Source organism: Streptosporangium minutum (genome assembly GCF_002149035.1).
GTDB classification, from domain to species: Bacteria; Actinomycetota; Actinomycetes; order Streptosporangiales; family Streptosporangiaceae; genus Streptosporangium; species Streptosporangium minutum.
Genome location: NZ_NGFP01000024.1, coordinates 1 through 19,192, shown reverse-complemented (window position 1 = coordinate 19,192; position 19,192 = coordinate 1). Strand labels below are relative to the sequence as shown.

Annotated in this window: 17 protein-coding genes and 1 rRNA gene; 10 read left to right on the top strand and 8 right to left on the bottom strand. The window is 70.6% G+C overall.

Features of this window, described 5'->3' with window-relative positions; translation table 11 throughout:
- Window positions 1-68: 68 nt before the first annotated feature.
- The 3 genes from thyX to CA984_RS07895 form a co-directional block, all read right to left on the bottom strand.
- Complete coding sequence (gene thyX, locus CA984_RS07905; protein ID WP_086569803.1) at window positions 69-794, bottom strand: FAD-dependent thymidylate synthase; 726 nt, start codon at window positions 792-794, stop codon at window positions 69-71.
- Between the two features lie 97 nt (window positions 795-891).
- The gene (locus CA984_RS07900; protein ID WP_086569801.1) at window positions 892-2,052 is read right to left on the bottom strand and encodes an amidohydrolase family protein; all 1,161 of its coding nucleotides are present in this window, start codon (window positions 2,050-2,052) and stop codon (window positions 892-894) included.
- 100 nt (window positions 2,053-2,152) lie between these two features.
- Entirely contained in the window at window positions 2,153-4,300 is a 2,148-nt protein-coding gene (locus tag CA984_RS07895) for an anthranilate synthase component I (protein WP_086569799.1), read from the bottom strand.
- Between the two features lie 279 nt (window positions 4,301-4,579).
- Between CA984_RS07895 and CA984_RS07890 the strand changes: the two genes are divergently transcribed.
- Window positions 4,580-6,169, top strand: a complete 1,590-nt coding sequence (locus tag CA984_RS07890; protein ID WP_086569862.1) for a CocE/NonD family hydrolase — start codon at window positions 4,580-4,582, stop codon at window positions 6,167-6,169.
- Between the two features lie 230 nt (window positions 6,170-6,399).
- The gene (locus CA984_RS07885) at window positions 6,400-7,335 is read left to right on the top strand and encodes a helix-turn-helix transcriptional regulator (protein ID WP_086569797.1); all 936 of its coding nucleotides are present in this window, start codon (window positions 6,400-6,402) and stop codon (window positions 7,333-7,335) included.
- 18 nt (window positions 7,336-7,353) lie between these two features.
- Here CA984_RS07885 and CA984_RS07880 read toward each other — a convergent pair whose 3' ends face one another.
- Window positions 7,354-8,268, bottom strand: a complete 915-nt coding sequence (locus CA984_RS07880) for an SDR family oxidoreductase (protein ID WP_086569795.1) — start codon at window positions 8,266-8,268, stop codon at window positions 7,354-7,356.
- 311 nt (window positions 8,269-8,579) lie between these two features.
- Between CA984_RS07880 and CA984_RS07875 the strand changes: the two genes are divergently transcribed.
- On the top strand, window positions 8,580-9,839 hold the full coding sequence (locus tag CA984_RS07875) for an arginine deiminase (RefSeq protein WP_086569792.1): 1,260 nt from the start codon (window positions 8,580-8,582) through the stop codon (window positions 9,837-9,839).
- A gap of 40 nt (window positions 9,840-9,879) precedes the next feature.
- Here the strand turns inward: CA984_RS07875 and CA984_RS07870 are convergent, their stop codons facing one another.
- Together CA984_RS07870 and CA984_RS07865 are read right to left on the bottom strand one after the other, a co-directional pair.
- On the bottom strand, window positions 9,880-11,253 hold the full coding sequence (locus CA984_RS07870; protein ID WP_086569790.1) for a GntP family permease: 1,374 nt from the start codon (window positions 11,251-11,253) through the stop codon (window positions 9,880-9,882).
- 6 nt (window positions 11,254-11,259) lie between these two features.
- Window positions 11,260-11,865, bottom strand: a complete 606-nt coding sequence (locus CA984_RS07865; RefSeq protein WP_207620779.1) for a gluconokinase — start codon at window positions 11,863-11,865, stop codon at window positions 11,260-11,262.
- A 136-nt stretch (window positions 11,866-12,001) separates the two neighbouring features.
- Here CA984_RS07865 and CA984_RS07860 point away from each other — a divergent pair, with 136 nt between their 5' ends.
- The 5 genes from CA984_RS07860 to mctP all read left to right on the top strand — a co-directional run bounded on the left by CA984_RS07860 (window position 12,002) and on the right by mctP (window position 16,117).
- Window positions 12,002-12,730 carry a FadR/GntR family transcriptional regulator gene (locus CA984_RS07860; protein ID WP_086569788.1) on the top strand — a complete coding sequence of 243 codons (729 nt, stop codon included), beginning with the start codon at window positions 12,002-12,004 and terminating at the stop codon, window positions 12,728-12,730.
- Between the two features lie 196 nt (window positions 12,731-12,926).
- Window positions 12,927-13,481, top strand: coding sequence for a VOC family protein (locus tag CA984_RS07855; RefSeq protein ID WP_031172838.1), 555 nt, complete (start codon window positions 12,927-12,929; stop codon window positions 13,479-13,481).
- Window positions 13,481-14,122, top strand: coding sequence for a carboxymuconolactone decarboxylase family protein (locus tag CA984_RS07850; protein ID WP_086569786.1), 642 nt, complete (start codon window positions 13,481-13,483; stop codon window positions 14,120-14,122). The genes CA984_RS07855 and CA984_RS07850 overlap by 1 nt, the downstream gene beginning before the upstream one ends.
- Window positions 14,123-14,256: 134 nt before the next feature.
- Window positions 14,257-14,520 (top strand): DUF3311 domain-containing protein, encoded by a 264-nt coding sequence (locus tag CA984_RS07845; protein ID WP_242675804.1) that lies wholly within the window; start codon window positions 14,257-14,259, stop codon window positions 14,518-14,520.
- 4 nt (window positions 14,521-14,524) lie between these two features.
- Window positions 14,525-16,117 (top strand): monocarboxylate uptake permease MctP, encoded by a 1,593-nt coding sequence (gene mctP / locus CA984_RS07840; RefSeq protein ID WP_086569784.1) that lies wholly within the window; start codon window positions 14,525-14,527, stop codon window positions 16,115-16,117.
- Between the two features lie 54 nt (window positions 16,118-16,171).
- Here mctP and CA984_RS07835 read toward each other — a convergent pair whose 3' ends face one another.
- On the bottom strand, window positions 16,172-16,522 hold the full coding sequence (locus tag CA984_RS07835) for a DUF6285 domain-containing protein (protein ID WP_086569782.1): 351 nt from the start codon (window positions 16,520-16,522) through the stop codon (window positions 16,172-16,174).
- Window positions 16,523-16,574: 52 nt separating this feature from the next.
- Here CA984_RS07835 and CA984_RS07830 point away from each other — a divergent pair, with 52 nt between their 5' ends.
- Window positions 16,575-17,765: an acyl-CoA dehydrogenase family protein gene (locus tag CA984_RS07830; RefSeq protein ID WP_086569780.1), complete on the top strand. Its 1,191-nt coding sequence runs from the start codon at window positions 16,575-16,577 to the stop codon at window positions 17,763-17,765.
- The gene (locus tag CA984_RS07825) at window positions 17,762-18,760 is read left to right on the top strand and encodes a phosphotransferase family protein (RefSeq protein ID WP_086569778.1); all 999 of its coding nucleotides are present in this window, start codon (window positions 17,762-17,764) and stop codon (window positions 18,758-18,760) included. Before CA984_RS07830 ends, CA984_RS07825 begins: the two co-directional genes overlap by 4 nt.
- 181 nt (window positions 18,761-18,941) lie before the next feature.
- On the opposite strand, the gene rrf is transcribed toward CA984_RS07825, so the two are convergent.
- Window positions 18,942-19,058 (bottom strand): 5S ribosomal RNA (rrf, locus tag CA984_RS07820).
- Between the last annotated feature and the right edge of the window lie 134 nt (window positions 19,059-19,192).

Genomic DNA, 19,192 nt, shown 5'->3' with positions numbered 1-19,192 from the left:
TTCCCAGGGGCGCTGAGGCGAGCAGCCGCACACGTCGGCGCGGGCCGCCCTTCCGGGCGTCCCGGCTCCTAGGGGGCGCTGCGGCCGTTGGCGACGAAGGCCGCGTGGGTCAGGGGCATGAGGGCCGCCCAGGCGGCCTCCATCTTCTCGGCCACCATCTCGATCTCCCGCTGCGGGAACGAGGGCACCTTGGCCTGCTCGTTCTTGGTGCGCAGGGACAGGAAGTGCATCAGCGAGCGCGCGTTGCACGTGGCGTACATCGAGGAGAACAGGCCGACGGGCAGCACGGCCCTGGCCACCTCACGGGCGATCCCGGCCTCCAGCATCTCCTGGTAGGCGACGTAGGACTGCCGGTAGGCCGCCTCCATCGCCTCGATCGTGATCTTGTGCTGCTCCTCGCTGCCCTCGACGAAGACATACTTGCCCGGACGGCCCTCCTGCACCAGCTTCCGCTCCGCGCCCGGAACGTAGAAGTCAGGCTGAAGCTCGCGGTAGCGGCCGCTCTCCTCGTTATAGGACCATCCAACCCTGTGGCGATGAAATTCGCGGAAGACGAAGATCGGGGCGCTGACGAAGAAGGTCATCGAGTTGTGCTCGAAGGGGCTGCCGTGCCGGTCGCGCATCAGGAAGTTGATCAGCCCCTTGGACCGCTCGGGGTCCTTGTGGATCTCCTCCAGGGACTGCTCCCCCGCGGTCGACACCCGCGCCGCCCAGAGCACGTCGGAGTCCGAAGCGCTGTGTTTGACCAGCTCGACGGTTACGTCGTCGAGAAAGCGCGGCTGGCTTCGATCCATGGGCGTAGACCTTCCGGTGACGGGGACGGGATGGAGGCAAGCCTAGCGCCGCCGCCCGCGGGGGCCTCGGGCGCCAAGGCCGGAGAGGGGGCGCGGCCTACAGCCGGTAGACCCGGCGGGCGTTGCCGGAGCCGATCATGTGGGCCACCCGGGCGGCGTCCGGGACGCTCCACTCGTCGTCGGCCAGCCGTACGGCCAGCGCCCTGGCCAGGCTCCGCCGGTAGTACAGGGCGCCCAGGTGACAGGTCTCGGCCACGCCGTAACCGTCGGAGCCGAACAGCTGCTTGTGGAAGGGGACGAGCTCCAGCAGCTCCCCCATGACAGCGGCCGACCCCGCGGCGGTGTGGGTCAGCACGAGGCCGACGTCCACGTAGACGTGCGGGAAGACGTTGGCCAGATAGGCCGCCTGGCGGTGGAACGGGTAGCAGCGCAGCAGGATGACCGGCACGCCCATCGGCTGCAACGCCCGGACGAAGCCGGTCATCAGCGCCGGGTCGGCGCGGTGGAGGTCCAGGCCGGGGTCGCCGTAGCCGGTGTGGAACTGCAGCGGCAGCCCGCGCTCCCTGGCCACGTCGACCGCCGCCCAGAGCAGGTGGCGCAGCAGCACCGGGTCGGTGAGCCGCCCGCCGGGGTGGGCCAGCCGGCGGGCGGCCGCCGCGATCACCGATCCCCGGGCCGGCCTCGCCGGGTCGAAGTCCAGGCCGTGGCGGTAGGCGATGGCCGAGGTGAAGCCGGCGGCGCGGCCGGCCCTGCCGGCGAGTGCCTCACCGAGGGCGGTGATGTAGGAGGCCGCGGAGGCGGCCGTCTCCGCGACGCCCTGCTCGATCTGCTCGATCCGGATGATCTCGTCGGCCGCCGCGCCGCCCAGCCGGCCCATCTCGGCCGCCGAGAGCAGGTCGGGGCCGTTGAGACCGGTGTCGACCAGGAAGGCCATGATCCCGGCGGCACGCAGCAGCCTCCGGTTCACCTCGGCCGGCCCGAGCTCGCTCCGGCGGGTCAGGTAGACGGCCGGCGGGACGTGCGGGTCCAGGTCGAGGACCGGCGCGCACCAGCGGCGGACCGCGGCGCCGGCGGGGGTGTCGAAGTGGGTGGTGCCGGGCGGCGCCGGGGTGCCCGCCTCGGTGATCAGAATCTCGAAGCGGGCCCGGGTCAGGTCGTCGCGGCGCACGCCGTGGCAGTGGTGGTCGACCAGCGGGGCCAGCAGGGCCTCCCGCACCGGGTCGGGCAGGTCGACGGGCAGCGCGTCCTGCGGTCTCATGCCGGCTCCTCCCACGGCTACGGGCGGACCGGTCCGGCCGGTCCGCCCGTGGTCTACGGCAGGAGCACTCTACGACTACCGAGCGTGACCCGGCGTGCCTTTACGCAGAGGTACGGCAGAGCCGGAGAACGTTGGAGATGATCTTCGCCCCGGCCCCGCCCTCGGCCGTGAGGATCGACTCGGGGTGGAACTGCACGGCGAAGCGCTTCCTGGCCGCGTCCTCGATCGCCATCACCGCGCCGTCGGGGGTGAGGGCGGTGGCGGTGAAGCCGACGACTCCGGACTCCTTGGCGTGGAGGGAGTGGTAACGGGCCGCGACGAACTCCTCCGGGAGGCCCTCCAGCAGCGCGCCGGCACCGGTCCGCCGCACCTGGCCGCGCTTGCCGTGCTCGGGGTGGGACAGCAGCTCCAGCGTGCCGCCCGCATGCTCGACCATGCCCTGCAGGCCGAGGCAGACGCCGAACACCGGAAGGTCTCGCTCGTAGAGCGCCCCGACCAGCTCCGGCAGGCCGAAGTCCGACGGCCAGCCGGGACCGGGCGACAGCACCACGAGGGACGGCGCGATCTCGTCGATCATGCCCACGGGGAAGCCGTGCCGGAGCGTGACGACCTCCGCGCCCTGCTGGCGGAAGTAGTCGGCCAGGGTGTTGACGAAGGAGTCCTCGTGGTCCACCAGCAGCACCTTCATCCCCTCCCCCGGCTGCTCCCTGACCGGCTGCGGCACGTCCCGCTCCTGCGGGTTCCGGGCCGCCCCGACCGCGGCCAGGGCGCCGAGCAGGGCGCTGGCCTTGAGCTCGGTCTCGCGCTCCTCGGCCTCCGGGTCGGAGTCGAACAGCAGCGTGGCGCCGGCCCTGACGGTGGCGACGCCGCCGCGGATCTGCGCGGTGCGCAGGGTCAGGCCGGTGTTCATGGAACCGTCGAAGCCGATGTAGCCGACCGCTCCGCCGTACCAGCGCCTGGTGGTGGCCTCGTGGTCCTCGATGAACTGCATCGCCCAGGACTTGGGGGCGCCGGTGACGGTGACGGCCCACATGTGGGTGAGGAAGGCGTCCAGCGCGTCGAACTCCGGCCGCAGGCGGCCCTCGATGTGGTCGACGGTGTGGATCAGCCGGGAGTACATCTCGATCTGCCGCCGCCCGATGACCTGCACGGTGCCCGGCACGCAGATGCGGGACTTGTCGTTGCGGTCCACGTCGGTGCACATGGTCAGCTCCGACTCCTCCTTGACGCTGGACAGGAGGGTGCGGATCGCCTCGGCGTCCTCGATCGGGTTGCCGCCGCGGGCGATGGTGCCGGAGATCGGGCAGGTCTCGACGCGGTCGCCGCTGACCCGGACGTACATCTCCGGGGAGGCGCCGACCAGGTGCTCGCCCTCGCCGAGGTTGAACAGGAACTCGAACGGCGCGGGGTTGGCCTTGCGCAGCCCCCGGTAGAAGGCGGCGGGGTCGGTGCACGCGGCGTGGAAGACCTGGCCGGGGACGACCTCGAACAGGTCGCCGCGGACGAACTTCTCCTTGGCCGCGGCGACGACCTGCGCGTAGGCGCCCTTCTCCGGGTCGGCGGGCAGCTCGGCCGGGGCGGGGGGCAGCGGGATGCTCTCCCCCTCGCGGGCCAGGCCGCGGGTGGAGACCCCGTCCACGGTGAACTCGTAGAGGTATTCCTTGCTGGTCTCCCGCTTGCGGTCGATCACCATCACCCGGTCGGGCAGGTGCAGCACGAGGTCGCGCTGGTCGTCGGCCCGGGTGAGGGCCTGCCGGATCGGCTCGAACTGGAAGGCCAGGTCGTATCCGAAGGAGCCGTACAGCCCCAGGTGCTCGTTCTCGCCCTTGAACGCGGCGATGACCTCGCGGATCGCGGTGAAGACCGTGGGGCGACGGCTGCGCATCTCCTCGGGGAGGATGTCCTCGGACTCGGCGACGTGGACCTCGACGTGCTCGGCGGTCGGTTCGCCGGTGGGCTTGCCGGTGGCCAGCAGGCAGGACGCGACGGCCGGCAACACGACCCTGCCCCGCGCGTTCAGGGCGCGGGCGGAGATCCGGCGGCCCCTGGCCACGATCTCCAGGCAGGGGTCGACGTAGGCCAGGTGCCACCGGCTGTAACGGCCGGGATACTCCATCCCGGAGGAGAGCACGCCTCCGCGACGCTCGCCGAGCGTCGTGACGACGTCCTCGAGCACCGTCTCGGGCACATCGGACGCCGTGACCTCGACCTCGATGCCACCGGCGGTGGTATATCCGCTCGTCTCCACTACAGTCTCGCCCCTTTGTGATCTCTCTGATGCCCAGAGGGGGCGGACATGGAAAAGGCCGCCTCTCCGGGCGGCCGCCCTGTCTGCTCGCGAAATGCGAAACCCGCGCCGCCTAGAAGCGGCGCCACCACTGAAGGGTGTCGAGGTGTCGCATGCCGCCCAGAGTACCGGCGAAAACCGTGATCATGCAACGTGCCGGGGGGAGGCGGCGAGTCGCATGACCGGTCTCACGTCGGCCGCCTCTGGCTCATCCGGGGGGTGATCTGTTACGAGTGGTGGATGCCCCCGTATCGCGTTCTCCTCCAACGTGACCTGCCGGTGCCGATGACCGACGGGGTCACCCTTCTGGCCGACCGCTACGTGCCGGTCGGCGCCGTGCGTCCGCCCACGGTCCTGGTCCGCTCGCCGTACGGCAGGCGCGGCGTGTTCGGGCTGGCCTTCGGCCGGGCTTTCGCCCGGCAGGGGTTCCAGGTCGTCCTGCAGAGCTGCCGGGGCGGGTTCGGCTCCGGCGGCCTGCTCGACCCGCTCGGCGACGAGCACGAGGACGGGCTGGCCACGCTGGCCTGGCTGCGCGGGCAGCCCTGGTACGGCGGGAGCCTGGCCATGCACGGCCCCTCCTATCTGGGCTACACCCAGTGGGCGATCGCCCCGTTCGCCGGACCCGATCTGAAGGCCATGGCCACCTCGGTGACCGCCTCCCAGTTCCGCGACGCCGCCTACGTGGGCGGGGCGTTCGCATTGGAGTCCTCACTGATCTGGACCACGCTGACCGCCTCGATGGACACCCGGTTCGGCGGGGCCGGCGCGCTGCTGGCCCCCCGCAGGACCCGGCGCGCGGCGCTGTCGGGACGCCCGCTCGGGGAGCTGGACGTGCTGTCGGCCGGCAGGGGGCTGCCGTTCTTCCAGGACCTGCTGGCCCACCACGCCGACCCGGCCGCCTACTGGGGCAGGCGCGACTTCTCGGCCTCGGTGGGCGAGGTGGAGGCGGCGGTCACCATGGTCGGCGGCTGGTACGACGTGTTCCTGCCGTGGCAGGTCAAGGACTACACGACGATGCGGGCGGCGGGGCGGCGGCCGTACCTGACGATCGGCCCGTGGTACCACGCCGACATCCGGCACGGCCGGGTGGCCAACGCCGACGCGCTGGCCTGGTTCAGGGCGCATCTGCTGGGTGACCCGTCGGGGCTGCGGGAGCAGCCGGTCAGGCTGTACGTCACCGGTGCGGGCGAGTGGCGCGACTATCCCGACTGGCCGGTGCCCGGCATGCGCGAGCAGCGCTGGCACCTGCAGCCGGGCCTCGGGCTCTCGCCCGGCAACCCTCGGGAGGGCGACCCCGACCGTTACCGCTACGATCCCGCGCACCCCACACCCGTGCTGGGCGGACCGGTCCTGCTGGGCAACTCCGAGCCGCGCGACAACCGGCGCCTGGAGGCCCGGCGCGACGTGCTCGTCTACACCGGCCCCGAGCTGTGCGAGGACACCGAAATGATCGGCCCGGTCTCCGCCGACCTTTACCTCCGGTCGAGCACCGAGCACGCCGACGTGGTGGTGCGGGTCTGCGACGTGCACCCGGACGGCGCGTCCTACAACGTGTGCGAGGGCGTGCGCCGCCTGTCGCCCGGCGCTCCCCCGGCCGGCGCCGACGGGATCCGCCGCGTCCAGGTGGACCTGTGGCCGGTCGGCCACCGCTTCCGGCGCGGCCACCGGATCCGCCTGCACGTGGCCGGCGGCGCCTATCCCCGCATCGCCCGCAACCTCGGCACGGGAGAGCCGCTGGGCACCGGCCGCACGATGGTCGCGGCCGACCACGAGATCTTCCACGACCCGGCTCACCCCTCCGCGGTCGTACTGCCCCTCGCCCGCGGCTGACCCGTCCCGTCCCGTACCCCGGCTTCCCATCCGAGCCGTACCCCGGCCAGCCCGTACCCCGTCCGGACCATAGCCCGTCCGGACCATAGCCCGTCCGGACCGTAGCCCGTCCGGACCGTAGCCCGGCCGTCCCGTCCCCATCGGCCCGTCCTCGGACCGCCCCCTCCGCGGCCGGCTCGTCGGCCGCCGAGCGGCCGGGTTAGGGTCGGTGGGTGCGTGCGGCCAGGTTGATGTCGTTGGTGCTGTTGCTCCAGGCCCGGGGAGGCATGACCGCCGCGGAGCTCTCCCGGGAGCTGGAGGTCTCCGAGCGGACCGTCCACCGGGACGTGCTGGCCCTGGCGGAGGCCGGGGTGCCGGTCTACGCAGACCGCGGCCGGAGCGGGGGTTACCGGCTGCTGGAGGGATACCGCACCCGCCTGACGGGGCTGGACCGCGCGGAGGCCGAGACGCTCTTCCTGTCCGGCGTGCCGGAGGCGCTGCGGGAGATGGGCCTGAGCGGCGTGGCGGCCACGGCGCGGCTGAAGGCGTCGGCCGCGCTGTCACCCGGCGTGCGCGACGCGCCCGCGACGGCCGCTCAGCGCTTCCACCTGGACGCCCCCGGCTGGTTCGCGAGCGAGAGACCGCCCCCGGAGGCGCTGGCGCCGCTGGCCAGGGCCGTGTGGGGCGACCATCCGGTCACCGCGCTCTACCGGGGGGCGGAGCGGGCACTGGAGCCGTACGGGCTCGTGCTCAAGGCCGGTGCCTGGTATCTGGCGACCCGGTCCGCGATCTACCGAGTGGACCGTTTCACCGAGGTCGGGATCCATTCCGACCGGCGCTTCGAACGGGACCGCGGCTTCGACCTGGCGGCGTTCTGGAGCGGGCGCGCCGCCGAGTTCGCCCGCTCCCTGCTCACCACGCGTGTCACCGTACGGCTCAGCCCCGCCGGCCACCGTCTGCTGCCGCACGTGGCCGACCCCGCGGCCCTCGGCGACGCGCTGGAGTCGGCCGGGGAGCCCGACGGCCAGGGCCGGATCACGGTGTCGCTGCCCGTCGAGTCGCTGGAGGTCGCCTACTCCCAGATCCTCCGGTTCGGCCCGGAGGCCGAGGTCCTCGACCCGCCCGAGCTGCGCACCCGCCTGGCCGACGCCGCCGCGCGACTGCGGGCCCTGTACGGCCGGCCTTGAGGCCCCCGGCCCCTGCCGTCAGCGGTATCCGGTCGCGTCGGCGGGTCCGCCCCTGTCCTGGACCTCCACGATGTAGCGCCAGGCGTCCGGCCTGCTGCCGTCGGCGTCGGTGAAGCCGTAGACCTGGGCCAGCTGCCCGCTGGAGAGGGACTGTCCCGACCAGCGGCCCCGGTCCTCGTCGGCCGCCAGCGCGACGACCGCGCGGCCGGTGTAGGCGGGCGACTCCGAGATCACGAAATGCGGCTCCCGTTCGGTGGCGTCGCGCCAGTTCTCCTCCGTGACGCCGAAGTGCTCCAGCATCACCTCCGAACGCAGCCAGCCGGGGGTCAGCGAGACCGCGGCGCACCCGTGCGGGCGCAGCTCGTGGGCCTGGGCGAAGGCCAGGCGGTTCACCGAGACCTTGGCCAGGTCGTAGAAGAAGGAGACCCGGTAGTTGACGGCGTTGTACTCCGCGGTGCCGTCGGTCACCTCGACGACCATGCCGCCGGGGTTCCTGATCAGCAGGGGCAGCGCGTGGTGACTGGTGATGACGTGGGTGTCGATCGCCAGCCGGAGCAGGCGCAGGCCGTCGTCCAGCGGGTGCTCCCAGAGCGGGGTGTCCCACGCCGCCAGCGTCTCTCCGCCCCAGATGTCGTTGACGAGCAGGTCGAGTCTCCCCTGCTCGCGGTCGATCCGCTCCACCAGTCCTCGGACCTGCTCGGACTCCAGGTGGTCCACCTGGAGAGCGATGCCCTCCCCGCCGGCCCGCGTCACGAGCTCGGCCGTCTCCTCGATGGTCTCCGGCCGGTTCATCTCCGAGCGCCGTTCCCGGGTGCTCCTGCCGGTGCAGTAGACGGTGGCTCCCGCGCCGCCCAGCGCGACCGCGATCGCCCGGCCCGTCCCTCTCGTCGCCCCGGCGACCAGGGCGACCTTTCCCTTCAACGTGTTGTGCATGGGGACGATGCTGGCAAGAAAACAGGACATCTCTTGTCATGTTTTCCGTCGCTCTTTCCGCCGTCGCGGACGTACGGCAGCAGGCGTCTCCGGGGCTCTGCCTCAACCTGGAGGATGCAACGCGAGAAATAGTGTTAAAAGCATATTTATGGCGGGAAAAACGCCGATATGGTCTTCAGCCAGCAGAGAGGATCACCGGCGGTGCGTTGACGTTCATCCGCCAGGGCCCACGGAGCAGCGGCCAATCGGTCATCGGTGTCACCCCTCCTCGGCGGGGCGGCGCATCACCGCACACGGACGGAGACATCACCATGACCACTGCAGCCTTCGGCGTGCACTCCGAGGTCGGCGTCCTCCGCAAGGTCATCGTCCACCGGCCCGACATGAGCCTGAAACGGCTGACCCCCAGCAACAACGACAAGCTGCTCTTCGACGACATCCTGTGGGTCGAGCACGCCCAGAAGGAGCACGACAGGTTCGTCACCCTGATGCGCGAGCGCGGCGTCGAGGTGTTCTACCACCAGGAACTACTGGCCCAGGCGCTGGAGGCGACCCCCGACGCCAAGCGGAACGCCGTCGAGCAGGCCGTCACCCATCTGACCGTCGGCCCCGCCCTGGTGGACGCCGTCCGCGAGGAACTGTCCACCTGGAGCGGCAAGGACCTGGCCACCCACCTCATCGGCGGGCTGACCAAGGAGGAGTTCGACGTCCGCGGGTTCGACACCCGCTCCCTGGTCGCGGCCTCGGCCGACCCGCAGCAGTTCGTGCTCCCGCCCCTGCCCAACTCCCTCTACCAGCGCGATCCCGCCGCCTGGCTGTACGGCGGCGTCTCGCTCAACCCGATGTTCTGGCACGCGCGCCTGCTGGAGACCATGAACCAGAGCACGATCTACCACAACCACCCGATGTTCACCGGCGAGAACTTCTCCTACTGGTACCCGCCGAGCGGCGACGAGGCCGACTTCGACGAGGAGGACTTCGGCAAGGCCGCGCTGGAGGGCGGCGACATGATGCCCATCGGCAACGGGACCGTGGTCATCGGCATCAGCGAGCGCAGCACCCCGCAGATGATCGAGCACATCGCCCTGGCGACCTTCGCCGCCGGGGCGGCCGAGCGCGTCATCGCCGTCAACGTCCCCAAGCGCCGCTCCTACATGCACCTGGACACCGTGTTCACCTTCCTCGACGTCGACAAGGCCTCCGCCTACCTGCCCTTCCTGGAGACGGCCGTCACCCACTCGCTGCGTCCCGGCGACAGGGACCGGACGCTGGACGTCCGCCCCGAGAGGAGCTTCGTCGCCGCCGTCGAGGACGCGCTGGCCATCTCCCGGCTCGACATCATCCCCACCGGCGGGGACGACAGCCAGCAGGCCCGCGAGCAGTGGGACTCCGGCAACAACTTCTTCGCCCTCGAACCCGGCGTCGTCGTCGGCTACCACAAGAACCAGTTCACCAACCGCAAGCTGCGCCAGCACGGCGTCGACGTCATCGAGATCGAGGGCTTCGAACTGGGCAAGGGCCGGGGCGGCACCCACTGCATGACCTGCCCCATCCTGCGTGAGGGCATCTGAGGCCGCTCCGGCGGGCCATGCCATGACCTGCGGGAGCGGTCTAGACGACCAGGTCCAGCAGCAGGACCAGCACCAGGCCGGTCACCGAGATGACGGTCTCCATCACCGACCAGGTCTTGATGTTCTGGCCCACGGTGAGCCCGAAGTACTCCTTGACCAGCCAGAAGCCCGCGTCGTTGACATGGGAGAAGAACAGCGAACCGGCGCCGATGGCCAGGACGAGCAGCGAGACCTCCCCGGTGCCGAGGTTGACGACCAGCGGGGCCAGGATCCCGGAGGCGGTGACGGTCGCGACGGTGGCCGAGCCGGTGGCGAGGCGGATGAGCACCGCGACCAGCCAGGCCAGCAGCAGTACCGAGAGCCCGCTGTTCTCCACCCAGCCGGCGATGAGGCCGCCGATCCCGGTGTCGATCAGGGTCTGCTTGAAACCGCCGCCGGCGGCCACGATTAGCAGGATGCCCGCGATCGGCGGCAGCGACTGCTCCAGGGACTTCGCGATCGCCTTCCTGTCCATGGCCGCACCGCCACCGAGGGTGAACATCGCGACGATGACGGCGAGCAGCAGCGCCACCAGCGGCGTGCCGAGGAAGTCGAGCACGGTACGGACGGCGGTGCCCTCCGCGGTGAAGATGTCGGCAAGAGCCTTGCCCATCATCAGCGCGACCGGCAGCAGCACGGTGGCGAGGGTGACGGGGAACGACGGCCGCCGCGCGTCCTCCGCTCCGGGTTCGGCCTCGAAGAGCTCCGGCGGCGGGACGTCCACCCAGCGGGCGGCGTACTTGGCGAACAGCGGCCCGGCGATGGCCACCGTCGGAATGGCGACGAGCACGCCGAGGGCCAGCGTGATGCCCAGATCGGCCTTGAGGGCGTCGATGGCGACCAGTGGCCCCGGGTGGGGAGGCACGAGGCCGTGCATCACCGACAGGCCCGCCAGCGCGGGGATGCCCACGCGCACCAGGGAGAGCCCGGAGCGGCGGGCGACCAGGAAGATGACCGGCATCAGCAGGACGAGGCCGATCTCGAAGAACATCGGCAGGCCGATCAGCGCGCCCACCGCGGCCATCGCCCAGGGCAGGGAGCGGGGACTGGACCGGCCGACGATCGTGTCGACGATCTCGTCGGCCCCGCCGGAGTCGGCGAGCAGCTTGCCGAACATCGCACCGAGCGCGATGAGCGTGCCGACGCCGGCCGCCGTACTGCCGAACCCGGTGGTGAAGCTGGTGATGGTGTCGGCCATCGGCAGGCCCGCGATGGCGCCGACGGCCAGCGAGCCGAGGGTCAGGCTCAGGAAGGGATGGACCTTGAAATAGGTGATCAGCAGGACGATCAGCGCGATGCCGGCGAGCGCCGCGGGGATCAACCGGCCGGGAGAGACCTCGGCGGGGGCGGCGAGTGCGATCAGGGCGGAGCTCATGTCATTTCACTCTCCTGGGTCTGCCGGAGTTCCGGGACCTGGTCCCGGGCCGGCGGGGGGCGCCGGACGTGACCGCGCGGGGTGCGGCGGGGTCGCGGCGAGGTAGGCCTCCACGAGCTCCTCGACGGGCCTGTCGAGGTCGAGGACGATCCCGTGCTCGTCCGGCTGAAGAGGCTCCAGGGTTTCGAACTGCGAGGCGACCAGCGACGCCGGCATGAAGTGCCCCGGCCGGCCGGCCACCCGTCGGCGGACGACCTCGATGTCGCCGTCGAGGTGGACGAAGCTCGCCGACGGCGCCGCGTGCCGCAGCACGTCGCGGTAGCCGCGTTTGAGCGCGGAGCAGCTCACCACTCCACCGGTGGCGGCGTGCTCGGCGAGCCAGGCGCCGATCGCCCGCAGCCAGGGCAGCCGGTCGTCGTCGTCGAGCGGGATGCCGGCCGACATCTTGGCGATGCTGGTCTCGCTGTGGAAGTCGTCGGCGTCGGCGAACGGCACCCGCAGCCGCCGTCCGAGAGCCACGCCCACGGTGGTCTTGCCCGAACCGGTCACGCCCATGACAACCAGGAGCGGAACGACGGAGACGGGGTAGGGGGGTTCTTGAGCGGGATCCATCGAAAGACCTCTCGTGTCGAGCTTTGCGTTAGCGTGACACGATTAGTCATATGTAATCAAGAGTTAACGGGCAATAAATCATATCTTTAAGGCTTGATGAGCGCGTTGATGAAGAGCCATGCAATGATTGACCGCCGTGGGAGACAATGAACAGACCACTGGGGGGCTGCATCAGAGTGTCCTCGACGAGCTCGGATCGTTGATCGCCTCAGGCGGTCTCGCAGCCGGGCAGGTGCTGACGATCGAGGAGCTGGAGCTCCGTTTCGGGGTCTCCCGCTCGGTGATCCGCGAGACGATCCGCGTCCTCGAATCGATGGGGCTGGTGAGCAGCCGCCGCCGCGTCGGCGTCACCGTGGCCGCGCGCGCGGAATGGAATCTGTTCGACCCGCGGATCATCCGGTGGCGGCTCGCCGGCGAGGGCCGCGGCGAGCAGCTCAGGTCGCTCGGCGAGCTGCGCCACGGCGTCGAACCGGTGGCCGCGGCCCTCGCCGCGCGGCACGCGACCCCCGAGCAGTGCGGCGCGCTGACCGGCGCCGTCATGCAGATGGCCGTGCACGGCAGGTCCGGCGACCTGGAGGCCTACCTGGCCGCGGACATCCTGTTCCACCGCACGCTGCTGGAGGCCTCCGGCAACGAGATGCTGGGGGCGCTCACCGGCGTGGTCGCCGAGGTCCTGACCGGCCGGACGCATCATCACCTGATGCCGGCGCGTCCCGAGCCGGCGGCGATCCGGTGGCACGCCGAGGTCGCGCAGGCGGTGCAGTCGGGAGACGCCGCAGCCGCCGAACGCGCCATGCGCAACATCGTCGACGAGGCGACCCGGGCGATGCTGGGTGACGTCCCGGACGGAGACGTCACCGCATAGCGCGGCGGGCACGCCCCCGGACAGGCCCGGCGAGCAGCGCGGGAGCGAGGGCCTCCGGGGCCACGTCATGCGTCCGGCCGTCCGGGGAGCGACGGCGCCCGCGAAGGAGGGCTGCGGCGGCACGAGACGGCCCGGCCATGTTTCGGGTGACGTCAGGTGTGATAAGTAACTCATTACTTCGACGAGCGAGGAGACCATGGGCGACAACACCGAGTTCGAGCTGCGCGGAGTCAATCATCTCGCGCTGGTGTGCTCGGACATGCAGCAGACGGTCGACTTCTACTCCGGCGTCCTGGGCATGCCGCTGATCAAGACGATCGAGCTGCCGATGGGCTGGGGCCAGCACTTCTTCTTCGACTGCGGCGGCGGCAACGCGCTGGCGTTCTTCTGGTTCCCCGACGCCCCCGACGCGGTGCCCGGCATCTCCGCGCCGAAGAACCTGCCCGACCGGGGAGAGCTGCTGTCGGCGGTCGGGTCGATGAACCACATCGCCCTCGACGTCGCACCGGACAAGATCGAGGAGTACCGCGACAAGCTCATCGCCAAGGGCGTGGACGTCGGAGTGCTGCTCAACCACGACGACAGCGAGTTCGGCATCGCGCCCGCGATGCAGGAAGGGGTGTTCGTCCGGTCGATCTACTTCAAGGACCCCGACGGGATCCTGGTGGAGTTCGCCGCCTGGACCCGCGAGCTCGGCCTGCCGGAAGACGTCCGTCACGAACCCAGAACCGCCGCCGACAGGACCGCGTGATGCCGCGGCTGCGCCAGGTCCCCCGCGACGAGGTCACCGACCCGCTGACCCTGTTCTTCTACGATCGACTGTTCGGCCCGGGCCGGGATCCGGTGACCGCCCCCGGCACCGCGACCGGCTCTCCCGGCGACTGGTGGACGGTTTTCGCCCTTGACCCGGCCATCCTCAAGCACTGCGTGAAGGGCTTCCAGCTCTACCGGGAGGCCGAGCTCGACCCCGTGCTGCGCGAGCTGGGCCAGTCGCGGGCCGGATGGGCGCGGGGCAGCCAGTTCGTCTTCTCCCAGCACTGCAAGCAGATGCGGGCGCTCGGCATGTCGGACGAGAAGGTCCAGGCGGTCGCGTACTGGCAGGTCAGCCCGCTCTTCGACGAACTGGAACGGGCCGTGCTGGCCTACACCGACTCCCTGGTGCTCGACGGCGGCCGGGTGCACGACGAGATCTTCGCGGTCCTCAGGGCCCACCTGTCCGACCGGCAGATCCTGGAGCTCACCTACATCACCTGCCTCTACGAAATGCACGCCACGATGTCAAGAGCACTGCGCCTGGAATTCGACGATCGGCCCGAACCGGTCGTCGAAGTGGACGCGCCCGACGGGTACGGCGTTCGCGACATCGCAGAGGACCTCCGAGCCGGAGGCTGACCTACCGTTCGTCGCGCCGACCGCTCCGCTCGGCGCTCGGCGACCGCAATGAAACGCTCACATAATTACGCTGCCGGTCAGCCTAGGAAGACAGCCGTGACCGGCTGCCTCCTCTCCGTCTCGAGGAGACCGAGTTGACTACTCCTGACGCCCCCGAGTTGACCACCCCCGACGACCCCGGCGGCCCTGGCGGCCCCGACCAGGATCGGAGCGATCGCAGCCCGTGGAACTGGCTGCTGATTTTGCCGATCATCCTACCTTTGGCGCCTTTCCTCTTCAACTTCGACGAGCCCCGGATCTTCGGTTTCCCGCGCTTCTACTGGCTCCAGTTCCTCTTCATCGCGGTCGGCGTCACATGCACCACGATCGTCTACCAGATGACCAAGCGGAGGCGATGATCCCGTGAGCGAGCACCTGACCGAGATCGTCGTCTTCTCCGCGCTGTTCCTGCTCGTCAGCGGCATGGGCTTCGTGGCCGCGCGCTGGCGCCGGCCGGACAATCTGGCCACCCTGGACGAGTGGGGGCTGGGCGGCCGGAGTTTCGGTCCCTGGATCACCTGGTTCCTCGTCGGCGGCGACCTCTACACCGCCTACACCTTCGTGGCCGTGCCCGCCCTGCTCTGGGGCGCGGGCGCGATGGGCTTCTTCGCCGTGCCGTACACGATCGTGGTCTATCCGATCGTGTTCCTGGTGCTGCTGCGGCTCTGGTCGGTCTCACACGTGCACGGGTTCGTGACCCCGGCCGACTTCGTCCGGGCGCGGTTCGGCTCCCCCACGCTGGCGCTGCTGATCGCGATCACCGGTATCGTCGCGACGATGCCCTACATCGCGCTCCAGCTCGTCGGCATCGAGGCCGTGCTGAAGTCGATGGGGGTGACCGGCCACCTGCCGATCATCATCGCGTTCGCCATCCTGGCCGCCTACACCTACCAGTCGGGCCTGCGCGCCCCGGCGCTGATCGCCTTCGTCAAGGACACGCTGATCTACATCGTGATCCTGGTCGCGATCTTCGCGATCCCGGCCCAGCTGGAGGGCGGCTGGTCGGGGATCTTCGACGCGGCCCAGGCCAAGTTCGACGCCACACCCGCGCAGGGGGACGGCATCCTGCTCAACGCCGGCAACCAGCTCCAGTACATCACGCTGGCCCTGGGATCGGCGCTCGCGCTCTTCCTCTACCCGCACAGCATCACCGGCGTGCTGGCCTCGCGGAACCGCGACGTGATCAAGCGGAACATGTCCGCGCTCCCCGCCTACAGCCTGCTGCTCGGCCTGATCGCGCTGCTCGGCTACATGGCCATCGCGGCCGGGATCAAGCCCATCGGCACGGACAACAACACGATCGTGCCCCAGCTGTTCGACAAGATGTTCCCCGACTGGTTCACCGGCGTCGCCTATGCCGCGATCGGCATCGGCGCGCTGGTCCCCGCGGCGATCATGTCGATCGCCGCGGCGAACCTGTTCACCCGCAACGTCTACAAGGAGTATCTGAAGCCGGACGCCAGCGACGCCGACGAGGCCCGCGTCTCGAAGATCACCTCACTGCTCGTCAAGGTCGGCGCGGTGCTGTGCATCCTGTTCCTGGACACCGGCTTCTCCATCGACCTCCAGCTCATCGGCGGCGTCATCATCCTGCAGACGCTCCCGTCGGTGGCGCTCGGCCTCTACACCCGCTGGTTCCACCGGATCGGCCTCATCGCCGGATGGGCGGGGGGCATGGCCGCCGGGATGCTCCTGCTCTACAACATCGGCAACCCGGTCACCGGCAAGCTGCACTTCGCCGGATCGGCGTTCCCCTTGGAGAAGCTGGGCCTGGACACCAAGATGACCGTCTACGCGGGCGTCCTCGCCCTGGCCGTCAACCTGGCCGTCGCCGCCGCCGGCACGCTCATCGCCCGCGGCGCCAAGGCGTCCGAGGGTGACGACGCCACCCGGCCCGACCACTACCTCGCCGACGAGGGCGACCCCCGCGTCAAGGACCTCGACCTCACCCACTGACCTCCGTACGGCCCGCACCCCGCGTGGGCGGGTGCGGGCCGGAGCGTGTGCCCGCTACGCCTCCGGCGGGCGGGCATAGCCGGGGTTGGCCACGGCCAGCTTGTCCCGTACGGCCCGCGCCAGGGTGTCGAACAGGGCGGAGCCGTCCAGGCCCTCGCGGATCGCGGCGGCGAGCTCGGCGTCGGAGGAGAAACCGAGCCCGCCGAGCCGGTCGGCGTGGGCGGCGGCCTGCTCGGGGCCGAGTTCGAGCTCCCGCTCGACCATGCCGAGCACGTTGACGGCCACCCGGGTATGGAAACGGACCCGGCCCTCGACGACGGGCAGCACGTCGCTCTGGAGGAAGTCGCGGACCGCGGCGACGAGCTGGGCGGCGGAGGGGACGTCATGGGGCATGTCCCGGGACATAAGGGCCTCCTTATCCGTTGACTCCGCAACGGATCTCGGATGTGATCCTTCCATGACTTTCGCGGTCCCCGACAGCGTCCGGCCGGTCCGTGACGCCGTCCACGCGTTCATGACCGAGCGGGTCGAACCGGCGGAGGCGGTGCTCCACGGAAACGGGCCCGAGGCCGCCGCGACACTGCGCGAGCTGCAGGAGCAGGCCAGGAAGGAGGGCCTGTGGGCCCTCGGGCACCCCGCCGACCTGGGCGGCGGCGGACTGCCCTTCCTCGACTACGTGTACGTCAACGAGGTGCAGGGACGCAGCGACTTCGGACAGCTCGCGCTCGGCACGTTCACCCTGCAGGACTCGCTGATGCTGCACGAGTACGCCAGCGACGAGCAGCGCGGCCGTTTCCTCGTCCCGCTGGTCCGAGGGGAGATCTGGCCGAGCTTCGCGATGACCGAGCCCGACGTCTCCAGCAGCGACCCGACCCAGCTCCGGACCTCGGCCGTGCTGGACGGCGGCGAATGGGTGATCAACGGCCACAAGTGGTTCACCACCGGGGCGGACCGGGCCGCCTACACGACGGTGATGTGCCGGACCGAGCCGGACGCACCGCCGCACCTCGCCTTCTCGATGATCCTGGTGCCGACCGGCACCCCCGGCTACACCATCGTGCGCGACACGCCGGTGCTGGGCATCGACGGCGGGCACTGCGAGGTCCGCTACGAGGACGTGCGGGTGCCCGCCTCGAACCTGCTCGGACCGCGTGGCCAGGGCTTCGTCATCGCCCAGCGGCGGCTGGGGCCGGGCCGGATCTTCCACTGCATGCGCTGGCTCGGTCAGGCGCAGCGGGCCTTCGACCTGATGTGCCGCCGCCTGAACGAGCGCAGCGTCTCCGGCCGGCCGCTGGCCGACAAGCAGCTCATGCGCCGCCACGTGTTCGACTCCTACACCGAGATCCAGTCGGCCCGGCTGCTCACTCTCAACGCGGCCCATGCGATCGACCGGGGCGGACAGGCCCGGGTGGAGATCGGAGCCGTCAAGGTCGCCGCCGCGCGGATGCTGCACAACGTGATCGACCGGGCCATCCAGGTGTACGGCGCGGCGGGACTGACGGCGGACACCCCGCTGGAGCGGATGTACCGGCACGCCAGGGCCGGCCGCATCTACGACGGCCCCGACGAGGTGCACATCGACTCGGTCGGCCGCCGCATCCTGGGTGAGTACGCCACGGGCGGCAACTGGGAGTTCGGCCTGCGATGATCGACGATCTCGTCTCCGGCGTCTTCGGCCCCGGTACAGCTGTCGCGTCGCGGATCCGGCTGCCGGGGGGCGCGTCACGGGAAACCTGGGCGCTGGACGTGGTGGATCCGGGCGGTGTGACCCACGAGCTGATCCTGCGGATGGACTCCCCCGGCGCCGCGCTGGACGCCGGGATCGGGCTGGCCGGCGAGGCCGCGCTGATGCGGGCGGCCCGCGCGGCCGGCGTGCCGGTGCCCGGGGTCCTGGCGTCCGCCGGATCGCACATCCTGATGGAGCGGGTGAGCGGCGAGACGATCCCCCGGAGGATCCTCCGCGATGACGCCTTCGCGGACGTGCGCCCCGGGCTGGCCGCGCGGTGCGGGGAGATCCTGGCCGCGATCCACCGCATGCCGCTGTCGTCGCTGGCGCCGGCCGCGCCCCGGGGCGACCCGGCGCGGGCCGTGCCCCAGCGAGCCGCGCCGCCCGCCGTACCCGATGATCCGCTCCGGTCGTGGCGGGATCTGCTCGATCTCACCGGGCAGCCGCACCCGGTGTTCGAGCTGGCCTTCCGTCGGCTGGCGGACTCCCGTCCGGCGGGCGGCCGGGTGACGGTCGTGCACGGCGACTTCCGCAACGGCAACCTCGTCATCGGCCCCGACGGGATCCGCGCGGTGCTCGACTGGGAACTGGCCCACGCGGGGGACCCGCTGGAGGACCTCGGATGGCTCTGCGTGAAGTCCTGGCGGTTCGGCTCGCCGCTGCCGGTGGGCGGCTTCGGGGAGTACGGCCCGCTCGTCGAGGCCTACGAACGGGCGAGCGGCCATCCGGTGGATCGCGACGCGCTGCGCTGGTGGGAGACATTCGGCGTGCTCAAGTGGGGGGTCATCTGCGTCATGCAGGTTATGCGCCACCTCACCGGCGGCGCCCGCTCCGTCGAACTGGCCGCGATCGGCCGCCGGGTCTGCGAGACCGAATGGGACCTCCTGGAGGCCCTGGCACGGGAGACCCCGGCTTGAATCATGTGCTTCCTACCTCTTCACGGCCCCCCCGTAGTGCCTTGATCAGGAGGAGAGGAGAGGCCGGTGAGGGGATCGCAGCAGGAACCGTCGAAAAGGGCAGAGGAGCGAGAAAGGGGAGCAGAAAAGGCCCGGAAAACAGAAAAGGCCACCCCGAAGGGTGGCCTTTCCTATAAAGATTGTCCGGCGGCGACCTACTCTCCCACACCGTCCCCGGTGCAGTACCATCGGCGCTGAAGAGCTTAACTTCCGGGTTCGGAATGTAACCGGGTGTTTCCCCTTCGCCATAACCGCCGTAACACTGTGAAACTGTCAAACACACACGGTGCTTGCTGTTTCAGAATCGCATAGTGGACGCGGGCAAGAACCTTGGTTTCGCGCTGCTCCGGACCCGGCGAAGGGACAGAGCGCTGCAGAAACCAAGCTTATGCT

What these genes read in the sequence shown, in the direction of transcription:
- thyX (WP_086569803.1), bottom strand. Translation starts at nt 794, where the DNA reads ATGGATCGAAGCCAGCCGCGCTTTCTCGACGACGTAACCGTCGAGCTG.
- CA984_RS07835 (WP_086569782.1), bottom strand. Translation starts at nt 16,522, where the DNA reads ATGTCCCGGGACATGCCCCATGACGTCCCCTCCGCCGCCCAGCTCGTC.
- CA984_RS07885 (WP_086569797.1), top strand. Translation starts at nt 6,400, where the DNA reads ATGTCGTTGGTGCTGTTGCTCCAGGCCCGGGGAGGCATGACCGCCGCG.
- CA984_RS07870 (WP_086569790.1), bottom strand. Translation starts at nt 11,253, where the DNA reads ATGAGCTCCGCCCTGATCGCACTCGCCGCCCCCGCCGAGGTCTCTCCC.
- CA984_RS07900 (WP_086569801.1), bottom strand. Translation starts at nt 2,052, where the DNA reads ATGAGACCGCAGGACGCGCTGCCCGTCGACCTGCCCGACCCGGTGCGG.
- CA984_RS07880 (WP_086569795.1), bottom strand. Translation starts at nt 8,268, where the DNA reads ATGCACAACACGTTGAAGGGAAAGGTCGCCCTGGTCGCCGGGGCGACG.
- CA984_RS07850 (WP_086569786.1), top strand. Translation starts at nt 13,481, where the DNA reads ATGCCGCGGCTGCGCCAGGTCCCCCGCGACGAGGTCACCGACCCGCTG.
- CA984_RS07865 (WP_207620779.1), bottom strand. Translation starts at nt 11,865, where the DNA reads ATGGATCCCGCTCAAGAACCCCCCTACCCCGTCTCCGTCGTTCCGCTC.
- CA984_RS07825 (WP_086569778.1), top strand. Translation starts at nt 17,762, where the DNA reads ATGATCGACGATCTCGTCTCCGGCGTCTTCGGCCCCGGTACAGCTGTC.
- CA984_RS07875 (WP_086569792.1), top strand. Translation starts at nt 8,580, where the DNA reads ATGACCACTGCAGCCTTCGGCGTGCACTCCGAGGTCGGCGTCCTCCGC.
- CA984_RS07890 (WP_086569862.1), top strand. Translation starts at nt 4,580, where the DNA reads ATGCCCCCGTATCGCGTTCTCCTCCAACGTGACCTGCCGGTGCCGATG.
- CA984_RS07830 (WP_086569780.1), top strand. Translation starts at nt 16,575, where the DNA reads ATGACTTTCGCGGTCCCCGACAGCGTCCGGCCGGTCCGTGACGCCGTC.
- CA984_RS07855 (WP_031172838.1), top strand. Translation starts at nt 12,927, where the DNA reads ATGGGCGACAACACCGAGTTCGAGCTGCGCGGAGTCAATCATCTCGCG.